The sequence below is a fragment of the Streptomyces sp. NPDC002004 genome, assembly GCF_053593975.1.
Map to the genome: position 1 here is coordinate 181,282 of NZ_JBSFDP010000003.1, position 13,468 is coordinate 194,749.

The 13,468-nt window shown below is 71.2% G+C and carries 13 protein-coding genes; 4 read left to right on the forward strand and 9 right to left on the reverse strand.

Going from position 1 to position 13,468, the window contains the following annotated elements:
* Window positions 1-12: 12 nt before the first annotated feature.
* Window positions 13-2,418, reverse strand: coding sequence for an HAD-IC family P-type ATPase (locus ACWCP6_RS06775; RefSeq protein WP_450931283.1), 2,406 nt, complete (start codon window positions 2,416-2,418; stop codon window positions 13-15).
* A 235-nt stretch (window positions 2,419-2,653) separates the two neighbouring features.
* A complete protein-coding gene (locus ACWCP6_RS06780; protein WP_450931284.1) occupies window positions 2,654-2,941 on the reverse strand; it encodes a DUF2530 domain-containing protein in 288 nt (95 codons plus the stop codon).
* A gap of 186 nt (window positions 2,942-3,127) precedes the next feature.
* Here ACWCP6_RS06780 and ACWCP6_RS06785 point away from each other — a divergent pair, with 186 nt between their 5' ends.
* Complete coding sequence (locus ACWCP6_RS06785) at window positions 3,128-4,579, forward strand: NCS2 family permease (RefSeq protein WP_450931285.1); 1,452 nt, start codon at window positions 3,128-3,130, stop codon at window positions 4,577-4,579.
* A gap of 75 nt (window positions 4,580-4,654) precedes the next feature.
* Here the strand turns inward: ACWCP6_RS06785 and ACWCP6_RS06790 are convergent, their stop codons facing one another.
* Window positions 4,655-4,837 carry a ribbon-helix-helix protein, CopG family gene (locus ACWCP6_RS06790; protein ID WP_450931286.1) on the reverse strand — a complete coding sequence of 61 codons (183 nt, stop codon included), beginning with the start codon at window positions 4,835-4,837 and terminating at the stop codon, window positions 4,655-4,657.
* Window positions 4,838-4,991: 154 nt separating this feature from the next.
* On the opposite strand from ACWCP6_RS06790, the gene ACWCP6_RS06795 reads away from it, so the two are divergent.
* The gene (locus ACWCP6_RS06795) at window positions 4,992-5,429 is read left to right on the forward strand and encodes a MarR family winged helix-turn-helix transcriptional regulator (protein WP_450931287.1); all 438 of its coding nucleotides are present in this window, start codon (window positions 4,992-4,994) and stop codon (window positions 5,427-5,429) included.
* A 27-nt stretch (window positions 5,430-5,456) separates the two neighbouring features.
* Window positions 5,457-6,812, forward strand: a complete 1,356-nt coding sequence (locus ACWCP6_RS06800; protein ID WP_450931288.1) for an MFS transporter — start codon at window positions 5,457-5,459, stop codon at window positions 6,810-6,812.
* 133 nt (window positions 6,813-6,945) lie between these two features.
* On the opposite strand, the gene ACWCP6_RS06805 is transcribed toward ACWCP6_RS06800, so the two are convergent.
* Window positions 6,946-7,464 carry an N-acetyltransferase family protein gene (locus ACWCP6_RS06805; RefSeq protein WP_450931289.1) on the reverse strand — a complete coding sequence of 173 codons (519 nt, stop codon included), beginning with the start codon at window positions 7,462-7,464 and terminating at the stop codon, window positions 6,946-6,948.
* Between the two features lie 113 nt (window positions 7,465-7,577).
* On the opposite strand from ACWCP6_RS06805, the gene thpR reads away from it, so the two are divergent.
* Window positions 7,578-8,147 (forward strand): RNA 2',3'-cyclic phosphodiesterase, encoded by a 570-nt coding sequence (gene thpR, locus ACWCP6_RS06810; RefSeq protein WP_450931290.1) that lies wholly within the window; start codon window positions 7,578-7,580, stop codon window positions 8,145-8,147.
* Window positions 8,148-8,432: 285 nt separating this feature from the next.
* Here the strand turns inward: thpR and ACWCP6_RS06815 are convergent, their stop codons facing one another.
* The 5 genes from ACWCP6_RS06815 to ACWCP6_RS06835 form a co-directional block, all read right to left on the reverse strand.
* On the reverse strand, window positions 8,433-9,425 hold the full coding sequence (locus tag ACWCP6_RS06815) for an aldo/keto reductase (protein ID WP_450931291.1): 993 nt from the start codon (window positions 9,423-9,425) through the stop codon (window positions 8,433-8,435).
* 62 nt (window positions 9,426-9,487) lie between these two features.
* Window positions 9,488-10,075, reverse strand: a complete 588-nt coding sequence (locus tag ACWCP6_RS06820; protein WP_450931292.1) for a Uma2 family endonuclease — start codon at window positions 10,073-10,075, stop codon at window positions 9,488-9,490.
* 119 nt (window positions 10,076-10,194) lie between these two features.
* Complete coding sequence (locus ACWCP6_RS06825) at window positions 10,195-12,246, reverse strand: tetratricopeptide repeat protein (RefSeq protein ID WP_450931293.1); 2,052 nt, start codon at window positions 12,244-12,246, stop codon at window positions 10,195-10,197.
* 63 nt (window positions 12,247-12,309) lie between these two features.
* The gene (locus tag ACWCP6_RS06830) at window positions 12,310-12,525 is read right to left on the reverse strand and encodes a hypothetical protein (RefSeq protein WP_450931294.1); all 216 of its coding nucleotides are present in this window, start codon (window positions 12,523-12,525) and stop codon (window positions 12,310-12,312) included.
* A gap of 225 nt (window positions 12,526-12,750) precedes the next feature.
* Complete coding sequence (locus tag ACWCP6_RS06835) at window positions 12,751-13,437, reverse strand: GDSL-type esterase/lipase family protein (protein ID WP_450931577.1); 687 nt, start codon at window positions 13,435-13,437, stop codon at window positions 12,751-12,753.
* Between the last annotated feature and the right edge of the window lie 31 nt (window positions 13,438-13,468).

Consider the following 13,468-nt stretch of genomic DNA (forward strand, 5'->3'; position numbering starts at 1 on the left):
CGTACGCCGCCGTCAGGCGGGGAAGCGGCGGTCGACCCATCTCCACAGGAGTTCCAGGGCGGCCGCCGCCACCGCGGATATGCCCACCGCGGTCCACGGCATCATCGTGCCGACCAGCTTCAGCGCGAAGAACTGCTGAAGCGACGGCACGACGAGGACCACCACGAAGGCGGCTCCCATCGCGGCGACCAGACAGATCCGCCACCAGGTGTAGGGGCGGGCGACGATCGCCAGCACCCACATCGACACCAGGAACAGCGTGAGCGTCGCGACGCTGGTCTCCGCCTCCAGGGAACCCGGCCCGCTGTAGTGGTGGCGGGCGAGCAGATAGGTCACGAAGGTCGCGATCGCCGCGACGATCCCGCCCGGGACCGCGTACCGCATCACCCGCCGGACGAAGTGCGGCTGCGCGCGCTCCTTGTTGGGCGCGAGCGCCAGGAAGAACGCCGGGACGCCGATGGTGAGCGTCGACAGCAGTGTCAGATGGCGCGGCAGGAACGGATACTCGACCTGCGCGCAGACCACGAGGACCGCGAGCAGCACCGAGTAGACGGTCTTGACCAGGAACAGGGTCGCCACGCGCGTGATGTTGCCGATGACGCGGCGGCCCTCGGCGACCACCGACGGCAGGGTCGCGAAGCTGTTGTTCAGCAGCACGATCTGGGCGACCGCGCGGGTCGCCTCCGAGCCCGAGCCCATGGACACGCCGATGTCGGCGTCCTTGAGGGCCAGCACGTCGTTGACGCCGTCGCCGGTCATCGCGACGGCGTGGCCGCGCGACTGGAGCGCACCGACCATGTCCCGCTTCTGCTGCGGGGTGACCCGGCCGAAGACGGTGCTCCGGTCCAGGGCATCCGCCATGGCGTCCCGCTCGGCGGGCAGCCGCCGCGCGTCCACCGTCCGCGCCGCGCCCTCCAGGCCCAGCTTTCCGGCGACCGCGCCGACGGACACCGCGTTGTCGCCGGAGATGACCTTGGCGCGGACGTTCTGGTCGGCGAAGTAGCGCAGTGTGTCGGCCGCGTCGGGGCGCAGCCGCTGCTCGAGCACGACGAGGGCGGCGGGCCGGACCCCGAGCCGTACGTCGGGGTCGTCCAGGTCGCGTGAGGTGCGGGCCAGCAGCAGTACCCGCAGCCCCTGCTCGTTGAGGTGCTCGACCTCGGTGAGCGAGGTGTTCCTGGGCGGCAGCAGCACGTCGGGCGCGCCGAGCAGCCAGGTGCTGGACTCCCCGTCGCCCTCGCTGAAGCTCGCGCCGCTGTACTTGCGGGCCGAGGAGAAGGGCAGCGACTCGGTGCAGCGCCAGTCGTCGCTGTCCGGATAGGCCTCGATGATCGCCTGCAACGAGGCGTTCGGCCGTGGGTCGGACTCGCCGAGGGCGCCGAGCACCTTCTGCACGTACGTACGGTCGTGGCCGCCGAGCGGGCGCAGCTCGCTGACGTCCATGCCGCCCTCGGTCAGCGTCCCCGTCTTGTCGAGGCAGACCGTGTCGACGCGGGCCAGGCCCTCGATGGCGGGCAGCTCCTGCACGAGGCACTGCCGGCGGCCCAGCCGGATGACGCCCACCGCGAAGGCGACCGAGGTGAGCAGCACCAGGCCTTCGGGGACCATCGGGATGATGCCGCCGACGGTCCGGGCGATCGAGTCCTTGAAGTTGTTGTTCTTGACCACGAGCTGGCTGATGATCAGCCCGATCGCTGTCGGGATCATCATCCACGTCACGTACTTGAGGATCGTGGAGATGCCGGAGCGCAGTTCGGAGTGGACGAGCGTGAACCGGGACGCCTCCTCGGCGAGTTGTGCCGCATACGCCTCGCGGCCCACCTTCGTGGCGGTGAACGCGCCGCCGCCCGCGACCACGAAGCTGCCCGACATCACCGGGTCGCCCGGGTGCTTGACGACGGGGTCCGCCTCGCCGGTGAGCAGGGACTCGTCGATCTCCAGGCTGTCGGTCTCCGCGCAGGTGCCGTCCACCACGACCTTGTCCCCGGGCCCGATCTCGATCAGGTCCCCGAGCACGATCTCCGAGGTGCTCACCTCGACCGCGATCCCCTCGCGGCGCACGGTGGGCCGCGCCTCGCCGACGACGGCGAGCGAGTCGAGGGTCTTCTTGGCCCGCAGTTCCTGGACGATGCCGATGCCGGTGTTGGCGAGGATGACGAAGCCGAACAGGCTGTCCTGGATCGGCGCGACGCACAGCATGATCACCCAGAGCACGCCGATGATCGCGTTGAAGCGCGTGAAGACGTTGCCGCGCACGATGTCGGCGGTGGAGCGGCTGCTGCGCACGGGGACGTCGTTGACCTCGCCGCGCGCGATCCGCTCCGCGACCTCCGCCGCGGTCAGCCCCGTCGACCGGGTGCCCCCGGGCATCGGCACCGGGTGGACGGGGTCGAGTTCGGCGCCCGCGTCGATGTGGGTCATGCCTTCGACGTTACGGGGGGAACGGCGGGTTCACCCGCCGGGCGGACGGGGGCGTCCGGATCCCTGCGCAGGGGTGGGACACGGGTGCGGAGGGGGCGGCACAAGGGTGCGGAGGGCTCGGCGCACCGGCGGGGGAGAGGCCGACGCACCGGTGCCTTCCGCGCACGCCTGACGGGTGCTTTCCGGACGCCGGACGGGTGCGTATCGCCCCAGGACCGACGCGGCGGCCCGGGGATCACGCGCCGAGCGCGTCGCTCTCCTGGGTGTCCGTGGTCCCGCCGGCCCGAGCGCGCTTGATCGCGGCGTCCCGCTTGCGTACGTACCAGATGCCGATGACGCCGAGTCCGGCACCGGCCAGGCAGGTCCACAGCCACCACAGGTGCCCGTGGTCCTCGAACCAGCCGTAGAAGGGGAGCTGGACCAGGAAGAGGACGAACCAGAGGATCGTGCCGCCCGTGATGGTGGCGACGACGGGGCCCTCCAGGGGCTCCGGTGCCTCGTGCTTGGGTGTCCACTTCGCCATGGGCACAGCTTACGAGGCCGCCGATCGGGGGTGCACGGGCCTGCCCGGGAGCCGGGACGAGCCCGGTGCCCCAAGGCTCTACGCGCGGAGATAGCGATCTTTTCCTCATCTGTTCATACTGAAACGGTTTGCGAATGACTGCTTTCTTTCGTAAGAACCCACGAACATCACCCTGAGGATCACCGCATGCCCCCCTCGGCCCCCGCTCCGGTCGACTCTTCCCAGACACCCCAGGCGGGGCCCCCGCACGGGGCGATCGACCGCTACTTCAAGATCTCGGAGCGGGGTTCGAGCATCCCGCGCGAGATCCGCGGCGGGTTCGCCACCTTCTTCGCGATGGCGTACATCATCGTGCTGAACCCGATCATCCTGGGCAGCGCGAAGGACATGTACGGGCACCACCTGAACCACGGCCAGCTGGTCACGGCGACCGTGCTGACCGCGGCCTTCACCACGCTGCTCATGGGTGTCATCGGCAACGTCCCGATCGCGCTGGCCGCCGGCCTCGGTGTGAACACCGTCGTCGCGCTCCAGCTCGCGCCCCGGATGACCTGGCCGGACGCGATGGGCATGGTGGTCCTCGCCGGCCTCATCGTGATGCTGCTGGTGGCCACCGGCCTCCGGGAACGCGTGATGAACGCCGTGCCGCTGGGTCTGCGCAAGGGCATCGCGATCGGCATCGGCCTGTTCATCATGCTCATCGGCCTGGTGGACTCCGGGTTCGTCACGCGCATCCCCGACGTCGCCGGGACGACCGTGCCGCTCCAGCTCGGCACCAACGGCCATCTGCTCGGCTGGCCGGTCCTGGTCTTCGTCCTGGGCACCCTGCTCACCCTGTCGCTGATCGTGCGCAAGGTGCCGGGCGCGATCCTGATCAGCATCGTCACGATGACCGTGCTGGCCATGGTCATCAACCTGGTCACCAAGGTGCCGTCCTGGGGTCTGACCACGCCGAAGTGGCCGGGCAACCCGGTCGCCTCGCCGGACTTCGGGCTCGTCGGCCAGGTCAGCCTGTTCGGCGGCTTCGGGAAGGTCGGTCTGCTGACCGGCATCCTCTTCGTCTTCACCGTGCTGCTGTCGACGTTCTTCGACGCCATGGGCACGATCATGGGTATCAGCGACGAGGCGCATCTGACCGACAAGGACGGCCAGATGCCCGGCATCAACAAGGTGCTCTTCGTCGACGGCATCGCGGTCGCCGCGGGCGGCGCCACCTCCTCGTCCGCCACCACCTGCTTCGTGGAGTCCACGGCGGGCGTCGGTGAGGGGGCGCGCACCGGTTTCGCCAACCTGGTCACCGGCGGTCTGTTCGCCGTCGCGCTCTTCCTGACGCCGCTCGCCACGATGGTGCCCTCGCAGGCGGCGACCCCGGCGCTGATCGCGGTCGGCTTCATGATCATGGCCGGTTCGGTGCGTGAGATCGACTGGAGCGACTACACGGTCGCGATCCCCGCCTTCGTCACGATGACGATGATGCCGTTCACGTACTCGATCACCAACGGCATCGGGATGGGCTTCATCACCTTCACGATCCTGCGCCTGGTGGCGGGCCGCGGCCGCGAGGTGCCGATCCCGATGTACGTCGTCGCGGCGGTGTTCTCCTTCTACTACCTGATGCCGGCGCTGGGCCTCACCTGATCCCGCGCCGGCCCGGGGTGCCGGTCTCACGGGCCCCGGTCCCATCGGCCCCCGTGTCCTCTCCGGTCCGGTGGATCACGTGACCCCGTAGAACCGTTCCGTCTCCTCGACCGCGGTCTTGAACCGCTCGTCGAAGTCATCCCGAATGAGCGTCCGGACGACATAGTCCTGGACGCTCATTCCTCTTTTGGCGGCGTGTCCCCGGAGCCGGTCGAGCAGCTCCCCGTCTATGCGCAGGCTGAGCACCGTCGATCCCATGCGGCCAGGGTCGCCGCCCTGTTGCCGGCGAGGGGGCGCTTTTCGGCATCTGCTCACCCATTTGGGTGATCGAAGGAATCCGGACGGGCGGGGTGATCCGGATCATGGGATACCAGGTGGTCTTTAGACAGAGTAATGAGTTACTCTAAAGAACATGCCGGACCTCACCCATGGCGACGACGCTGCCGCCGTGAACGCTCTCCGCTCCGCGGTGATGCGGCTCTCGCGCCGCCTCAAGCACCAGCGGGTCGACGAGTCGCTGAGCCCCACCGAGATGTCGGTGCTCGGCACCCTCGCCCGCTGCGGTTCCGCCACACCAGGCGAGCTCGCCCGCAAGGAGCACGTCCAGCCGCCGTCGATGACCCGCATCGTCGCGCTGCTCGAAGCCAAGGGGCTGGTCCGGCTGGAGCCGCACCCCGAGGACCGCCGCCAGAAGGTCGTCACGCAGACCGAGCAGGCCGAGGCCATGCTCGAAGAGAGCCGCCGCAAGCGGAACGCGTGGCTGGCCGACCTGGTGGAGGGCCTCGACGAGGACGAGTGGGCGAAACTTCGCGCCGCCGCCCCCGTGCTGGAGAAGCTCGCGCACCTGTAACCGGACGCCGCAAGGAGGCGAACCTTTTTGAGTTCGGGACCCGGAGCAGACTCCGCCCCCGCACCAGCCGCCCCCAACCCCCTGCCCGCCCCCGATCCCACCGCCCGCACGTCGTCGATGTTCAGCTCGCTGAAGATCCGGAACTACCGGCTCTTCTTCACCGGGCAGGTCGTCTCGAACACCGGCACCTGGATGCAGCGCATCGCCCAGGACTGGCTGGTGCTCAGCCTCACCGGCTCCTCCGCCGCCGTCGGTATCACCACGGCGCTGCAGTTCCTGCCGATGCTGCTCTTCGGCCTCTACGGCGGCGTCCTCGTCGACCGCCTGCCCCGGCGCCCGGTCCTGCTGCTCACCCAGTCCGCGATGGGCCTCACCGGCCTTGCGCTCGCCGTTCTGACCCTCACCGGGCACGTCCAGGTCTGGCACGTCTATCTGACCGCCTTCCTCCTCGGCCTCGTCACGGTCGTCGACAACCCGGCGCGCCAGTCGTTCGTGTCCGAAATGGTCGGCCCCGGGCAGCTGCAGAACGCGGTCAGCCTGAACTCGGCCAACTTCCAGTCGGCGCGTCTGGTCGGCCCGGCGGTCGCCGGTCTGCTGATCACCGCCGTCGGCAGCGGCTATGCCTTCCTCTTCAACGGCCTGTCCTTCCTCGCGCCCATCGCGGGACTGCTGCTGATGCGCACGCGCGAGCTGCACGTCGTCGAGCGCGCACCCCGCGGGAAGGGACAGCTGCGGGAGGGGCTGCGCCATGTCGCCGGCCGTCCCGAGCTGATCTGGCCGATCGTCCTCGTCGGGTTCATCGGCACCTTCGGCTTCAACTTCCCGGTGTGGCTCTCCGCCTTCACCGACGACGTGTTCCACGCGGGAGCCGGCACGTACAGCCTGCTCAACACCCTCATGGCGACCGGTTCGCTGGCGGGGGCGCTGCTCGCGGCCCGGCGTGGCACGTCCCGGCTGCGCCTGCTGGTCTCGGCCGCGGTGCTGTTCGGCGTCCTGGAGGTGGTGGCGGCCGTCACCCCGTCCTTCTGGGTGTTCGCCGCGCTCCTGGTCCTGATCGGCGTGTTCGGCCTGACGGTCAACGTCACCGCGAACTCGTCCGTGCAGATGGCCGCGGACCCGGCGATGCGCGGTCGCGTGATGAGCCTGTTCATCATGGTCTTCACGGGCGGTACGCCGCTGGGCGCGCCGCTCGTCGGATGGGTCACCGACGTCTACGGAGCCCGGATCGGCTTCGCGGCCGGCGGCCTGGTCTCGGCGGTTGCGGCCGTCGCGATCGGTCTGATCCTGGCCCGGGTGGGCGGCCTGCGGCTCTCGGTGGGCTGGCGCCGCGGCCACCCGCAGGTGCGGTTCGTGCCGCGCGAGGAGCTGGCCACCGCGGCGTAGCGAGGTCCGGAGGTCCGTGCCCTGCAAGGGGCCGCCGACGGCGGCCCCTCCCGCACGGCACGGACCTTTCCGTGCGCCCGGCCTCCCGCGCGCGGAGGCGACCGGGCGGGCCTTCCTCGCGTCCTTGCACCCCCTAGAGGACGCGGCGGGCCAGCACCTGCCCCGGCCACCGGTCCTCACCGACCGTGAACGCCTCGGTCCGGGTGAATCCATTGCTCTCGTAGTACGCGACGAGCTTGCCGTCGTCGCCCGCGTAGCAGTCGACGCGCAGCAGGTCGATGCCCGCCCGGCGGGTCTCGTCGGCGGCGTACGCGAGCAGCGCGGCGCCGACGCCGTGCCCCTTGTGGCGCCGGTCGGACACGAACAGGTGGATGTAGCGCTCGGGCTCGTCCGCGGGCTCCAGGTAGGGGCCCGGCGCCTCCGAGAGCGTCAGCGTGCCGACCGGGACGCCGTCCGTCTCGGCGATGAGCGGGACACCCTGCGCCACGTACTTCTCGACCATCTCCACGGCCCGCGGCTTCGCCGTCCACGGCTCGGTGCCCCACTGCCGGGTGCGCCCCTGCGCCACGAGCCACTCGACCGCGCCGTCGAGCATGCCGAGTATCGCGGGGATGTCGTCGACCCCGCCCTTCCTGATCGTCACGTCGGTCATGGGCGTGAGCGTAGTCACGGCCCGGGTGCCCCGGGCGGGAATCGGCCACGGGAGCGGGCAGGCGCCGGGCCCGGGGGCTGTCGCCGGGCCCGCGGCCCGGTGAGACTGGACCCATGAGACTCTTCGCCGCGGTCCTGCCGCCGGAGCCGGTGCTCGCGGAGCTGGCACGGGAGGTGGAGGTGCTGCGGGCCATGCCCGACGCCGACCGGCTGCGCTGGACGGGGCGCCCCGGCTGGCACTTCACGCTCGCCTTCTACGGCGAGGTGGACGAGGAGACCGTGCCCGCTCTGTCGGAGCGGCTGGGCCGCGCGGCGCACCGGACACCGCCCTTCGACCTGGCACTGTGGGGCGGCGGCCACTTCGGCGGACGGGCCCTGTGGACGGGCGCCGACGGCGATGTACGCACCCTGGGGCTGCTCGCCGACCGGGCCGAAGCGGCGGGGCGCAGGGCGGGCGCACCGATGGCGGAGCACCGCCGCTACCACCCGCATCTGACGATCGCCCGCAGCCGCGACCACACCAACCTGCGGCAGTTCGCCACGGCCCTGGACGCCTTCGGGAGCAGCCGCTGGCAGGTCGCCGAGCTGGTCCTCGTCCGCAGCAACCTCCCGCGGTCCGGGGCGCCCGGCGAGCAGCCCCGGTACGAGAAGGTCGCCGCCTGGGCCCTCGACGGCGCAGGTTAACCTCGAAGGCGTGGACCCGAAGACCCGTAACCGGATCATGGCCGGTGTGCTCGTGATGATGTTCGCCGTGGTGGCGGTCGCGGCGGCGGTCGGCAGGTAGCCGAGCCCCGCCGCGGGATGCGCCGCGCCCGCCTTCGGGGGATCGGGCGCCCCCGAGCCGGCCTGATCCGCAGGACACCCCCGAGCGCCGGGGCGTGGGCCCTCACGCGGTGAGGACCCACGCACCCGGGAAGCCCGTGCCCCCGGACCGCCGTCGGGGCGGCCGCGTCGCCGGCGCGGCGGTGCCTACCAGGCGAACGCCTCCGGCGCGGGACCGGGGCCGGGGAAGATCTCGTCGAGCCCGTCCAGCAGCTCCTGCGGGAGCTCCAGCTCCACGGCCCGCAGAGCGGACTCCAGCTGCTCGCCCGTGCGGGGGCCGACGATGGGTCCGGTGATGCCGGGCCGGGTGAGCAGCCAGGCCAGGGCGACCTCGCCCGGTTCGAGGCCGTGCTTGTCCAGCAGGTCCTCGTACGCCTGGATCTGCGTCCGCACGGCGGTGTTCGCGAGAGCGTCGGCGGACCGCCCCGATGCGCGCCGGCCGCCCTCGACCTCCTTCTTGATCACACCGCCGAGCAGGCCGCCGTGGAGCGGCGACCAGGGGATGACCCCGAGCCCGTAGTCCTGCGCGGCCGGGATGACCTCCATCTCGGCGCGGCGCTCGGCCAGGTTGTAGAGGCACTGTTCGCTGACGAGCCCGAGCGACCCGCGGCGGAGGGCGGCCTCGTTGGCCTGGGCGATCTTGTACCCGGGGAAGTTCGACGACCCCGCGTAGAGGATCTTGCCCTGCTGCACCAGCACGTCGATCGCCTGCCAGATCTCCTCGAACGGAGTCCGGCGGTCGATGTGGTGGAACTGGTAGATGTCGATGTAGTCCGTCTGGAGCCGCCGCAGGCTGGCCTCGACGGCCCGGCGGATGTTGAGGGCGGACAGCCGGTCGTGGTTCGGCCAGACGGCGCCGCCGTCCGGCGCCATGTTCCCGTACACCTTGGTGGCCAGTACGACCTTGTCGCGCCGCTCGCCGCCCTGGGCGAACCAGTTGCCGATGATCGTCTCGGTGCGGCCCTTGTTCTCGCCCCAGCCGTAGACATTGGCGGTGTCGAAGTAGTTGATCCCCGCGTCCAGGGCCGCGTCCATGAGCGCGTGGCTGTCGGCCTCCCCGGTCTGCGGCCCGAAGTTCATCGTGCCGAGAACGAGCCTGCTGACCTTGAGTCCCGTACGTCCGAGCTGCGTGTACTTCATGGGGCCCTAGCCAACGTCCTGGAGTGCGCTCCAGGCAAGAGGGTAGGGGGTGTGGCGGGGCGTCAGTCGCGGGGGAATTCCTTGGTCTTGAGGGTGAGACCCACCACCGTGTCGACGAGATCCAGGTCCTTGCCGAAGGGGACCTTCGTCTCGATCTCGTAGTCGCCCTCCTTCGGTTGGGTGTAGATGCGGCACCGTCCTTGGTAGGGGTCGGCAATGACGTAGACGGGTACTTCGGCGGTGGCGTATGCGGTCTTCTTGGGGCCGTAGTCGTTGGCGGCGGTGCCCTTCGAGATCACCTCGGCGACGAACTCGACGTCCTCGTGGCGCCAGTGACCGTCTTCTGTCTTCACGGCGTCCTCGGCCATGACCGTCACATCGGTCGCGAATCCGTTGAGGTGACCGGGGTAGTCGATGCGCACGTCGGACTTCACGCGCTTCCGGGGGTACTTGGTCCGCAACTGCTCGACGATGCCCAGGATGATCTCCCAGTGGGTGTCCCGCTGCGGTGATATGTAGACGGTCCCCTCGACGATCTCGACCTTGTATCCCTCGGGGACGGGCATCTTCTCGAGCCGCTCGAACATCTCGTCGAGCGTGCTCGTGTTGTCGCTCTCGGCCATCGCGATCCTGTCTTCAAGGACGGTCATCGTGGCGTTCCTCCCCGGCTGCCGCTCGTCTGCGGGCAGCCGCGCAGTACAACGATACGCACGGTGACCGGGACATCGACCTGCCGAGCGCACGACAGTGATCGGTCGGGTGTTCGGGTTCATCCGGTCGTGGCGGGCGGTGGGCCCGGGCGCTGCCGGAACAGTGCGTTCGCGGCGACCGAGGCCAGGTCGTACTCGGGGTGGTTCTCGGGCAGTTCGCGGAAGAGGTCCTCGGCCTCGGGGGTTCGTCCTGCCATGGCGAGCGCGAGCATGAGCGGGGCCACGCCGGCCGCCGGTGCCTCCCCCAGTGCCCGGGCGAGCACAGGCGCGGCCTCGTCCGGGCGGTCGAGGAGGACGAGCAGAAAGCCGAGGACGGCCGCCGCGCCGGGTGTTCCGTCGTCGGCCGCGGTGCGCAGGAAGGGCTCCGCGCGCGCCGGGTCGTCCGTCATCAGGTAGTGGCCGCCCAAGGCGTACGAGGCCTCGCCGCTGTCCGGTTCGAGAGCAAGTGCGCGGCGGAACATCTGTTCCGCCTCCTCGGCGCGACCGGTTTGGGCAAGCAGCACGCCCAGTTTCAGCGGGGTGTGCGGGTGCCCCTCGTCGAGCGCTCCGCGCAGCACGGCCTCGGCCTCCTCGGTGCGCCCCTGCGCGGTGAGGGCGGCGCCCAGATAGGGCGCGGCGTCCGGATGGCCGCTGTCGAACGCGTCCCGGAGCAGGTGTTCCGCGTCGACCGGTCGTCCGCCGCGGGTGAGGAGGGCGCCGAGCACGATCCCGGCATCGCGGTCGCCGGCGTCGAGGGCGTCGCGCAGGAGCCGTTCCGCCTCGTCGGCGCGGCCGGTCTCGTTCAGCAGGAACGCGAGGCCGACCGCGGCGTACGGGGTGCCCTTGCCGACCGCGTCGAGGAACAGCGCCTCGGCCTCGTCGAGCCGGCCGGTGTTCGCGAGCAGGTATCCGAGGCTGGTCGTGGCGTGCGGATCGCCCCGCGCCGCGAGCGGGCCCAGGGCCCGCTCCGCGATGTCGGGGGCTTCGTCGGCGGCGTTGACCCCCACCCAGAAGCGGTCGCCGTCGTCCGCGGCGTGGGCCAGGGCCGTCTGCCACACCCAGTCCGGGACGGCGGAGTCGGTGTGGTCGACGAGGTAGTCGAAGACGTGCCACGTCCCGCCGCCCGCGGGCAGCAGCAGGCTGGTCACTCCGAAGCGTATGCGCGACGCCCAGTCGAACGCCTCGTCCAGGGACTCCGGACGCAGCACCGTCCCGCCAGCCCCCTCCAGATGGCGTTCGTGCAGCTCGGCCAGCACGGACCGGTCGTAGGGGCCGAACAGCCCCGCGCGTTTGAGGTCCACGGCCGCCGCCACGAGCGCGGCACCCCGCGGATGTCCCGTCGCCGACCGGGCGCGCCTCCACTCGCGCAGCAGTGCGGGTCCCGCGGCCAGGTACTCCGCGACCCCGTGGGGCCCGTGGTGCGTGAGCGCGTCGACGATACGGGTGTCGGAGGACTCCTCGGCGCGGGCCAACTCACCCTCGCTCCAGAGGCGTTCAAGGTCCACCACGTCGGCCCGCCGCAGCAGCCGGGTGCCGCCCTCGGCGCCGCGCTCACCGCCGAAGGGCCCATGGGCGCCGAAGGTCTCGTACGGTCCCTGCCGCATCGTCGCCACGACCGGTGCGCCCACCCGCTGGAGCTCGTCCAGCAGGTCCGGCTCCAGGCCGCCGGGCCCCAGGTACCGCTCCAGGTCGTCCAGCCACACCACGCAGCGCGTGCCGGCACGCTCGACGGCCTCGGGCAGGCGCCCGAAGTCGCTTCCGGCGGGCGGGGCGAGTATCCGCGCGTCCGGGAGTTCCGCGCGTACCGCCTCGAAGGCCGTACGCGTCTTGCCCGCCGTGGAGTCGCCGACCAGCAGCACCAGTCCGCCGTCGGTGATCCGGGCGCGCAGTTCCGCGTCCACGTCGCGCGGCACGTACGGCGGGACCTTGCTGCCGTCCTCGCCCGGGCGGGCCCGGTGGGCTCCGGCTGCCAGGGCCTCCCACTCGGCGGCGAGGGGCCAGCGGGACGGGTCCTGGAGATGGCGGGGGAGCGGCTCCCGGCCCGCCGGGGCCGTGGTGATCGTCAGGTTCTCTATGGCGTCGGCCTGGACCACGTACTCCTGGTGCCCGCCGGAGACGCTGTTCTCCCCCATACACCCACACGCTAGCGGGACTTGCCGCGGCGCGGCGCCCGCGGCGGGCCGCCGCCCGCCCGCCTACGCCGCGGCCCCGCACTCCTCCGGAGCCCGCACGATCCACCGGATGATTTCCCAGTGGGCATCACGCTGTGGCGTCATGAAGACGCTTCCCCCGACGATCTCGACCTTGTATCCCTCGGGGACGGGCATCTTCTCGAGCCGCTCGAACCATGCGTCCAAGGGGTCGGCGGCGTCGTTCTCGGCCATCTCGATCCGGTCCTCCAGGACGGTCATCGTGGCGTTCCTCCCCGACTGCCGCTCGTCTGCGGGCAGCCGCGCAGTACAACGATACGCACGGTGACCGGGCACGCCGGCGGTCGAGCGCCGCGGTGAAGGCCGGTCAGATGTTCGGGTCCGTCCGGAGGGTGCGGCGAGGTCGCACGGTGCCGTGCAGGTGGTCCCACTCGCTGCGAGGGCGGTCGACCGGGCCCGGGATGCGGACCGGTGACGGCGCGCGGATCAGGTGTGTGTCCCCGTGGGGTACCGGTCGGCCACGTCCCATGCCTCGTGCATCGCGTTGGCGAAGGCGGCGGCGAGTGCGTGCTCGCCCTGGGCGTTCGGGTGGGTGCCGTCGTAGGTGTCGTGGTGGATGTTCCACTCGGCGGGGGGCGACGCCAGGAGGAGGGGGGACGAGGGGGAGTCCAGGTCGGCCACCGCCTTGGCGAGGAGCTCGTTGAAGCGGGCGACCTGCGCGGCGAACGGGGCGTCCGTGTCGGCGCGGACGTTCGGGATGACCGGGAGCAGCACCATGCGGATGCCGGGGCGGGCCTCGCGGGCGGCCCGCACGAAGGCGCGGGCGTTCTCGGCCGTCTGCTCCGCGTCCGTGTAGAAGCCCAGGTCGATCAGGCCGAGCGAGACCAGCAGGATGTCGGCCCGCTCCTGCCGCACGGTCTCGCCTATCAGCGGGGCCATGTGCAGCCAGCCCTCGCCCCAGCCGGCGAGGTGCCGGCGCGGGAAGTCCGGATCGGCGTACTCGTACGAGACGGGTGCGTCGGCCGCCTTGTCGTAGAGCGTCTCGCGGGGGCCGACCACGGCGAAGGGCGCGCCGAGGGTCCCACGCAGGTGCTGCCACATGCGATAGCGCCAGGTGTGCTCGCCCGCGCTGCCAATGGTCATCGAGTCACCGACGAACATGAACCTGAGCATCCGCTCATCATTCCGGATGAAGAAGATCGCG

Excerpts from the sequence above, each read along its gene's own strand:
- ACWCP6_RS06775 (WP_450931283.1), bottom strand. The coding sequence starts at position 2,418 with ATGACCCACATCGACGCGGGCGCCGAACTCGACCCCGTCCACCCGGTG.
- ACWCP6_RS06780 (WP_450931284.1), bottom strand. The coding sequence starts at position 2,941 with ATGGCGAAGTGGACACCCAAGCACGAGGCACCGGAGCCCCTGGAGGGC.
- ACWCP6_RS06785 (WP_450931285.1), top strand. The coding sequence starts at position 3,128 with ATGCCCCCCTCGGCCCCCGCTCCGGTCGACTCTTCCCAGACACCCCAG.
- ACWCP6_RS06790 (WP_450931286.1), bottom strand. The coding sequence starts at position 4,837 with ATGGGATCGACGGTGCTCAGCCTGCGCATAGACGGGGAGCTGCTCGAC.
- ACWCP6_RS06795 (WP_450931287.1), top strand. The coding sequence starts at position 4,992 with ATGCCGGACCTCACCCATGGCGACGACGCTGCCGCCGTGAACGCTCTC.
- ACWCP6_RS06805 (WP_450931289.1), bottom strand. The coding sequence starts at position 7,464 with ATGACCGACGTGACGATCAGGAAGGGCGGGGTCGACGACATCCCCGCG.
- thpR (WP_450931290.1), top strand. The coding sequence starts at position 7,578 with ATGAGACTCTTCGCCGCGGTCCTGCCGCCGGAGCCGGTGCTCGCGGAG.
- ACWCP6_RS06815 (WP_450931291.1), bottom strand. The coding sequence starts at position 9,425 with ATGAAGTACACGCAGCTCGGACGTACGGGACTCAAGGTCAGCAGGCTC.
- ACWCP6_RS06820 (WP_450931292.1), bottom strand. The coding sequence starts at position 10,075 with ATGACCGTCCTTGAAGACAGGATCGCGATGGCCGAGAGCGACAACACG.
- ACWCP6_RS06825 (WP_450931293.1), bottom strand. The coding sequence starts at position 12,246 with ATGGGGGAGAACAGCGTCTCCGGCGGGCACCAGGAGTACGTGGTCCAG.
- ACWCP6_RS06830 (WP_450931294.1), bottom strand. The coding sequence starts at position 12,525 with ATGACCGTCCTGGAGGACCGGATCGAGATGGCCGAGAACGACGCCGCC.
- ACWCP6_RS06835 (WP_450931577.1), bottom strand. The coding sequence starts at position 13,437 with ATGCTCAGGTTCATGTTCGTCGGTGACTCGATGACCATTGGCAGCGCG.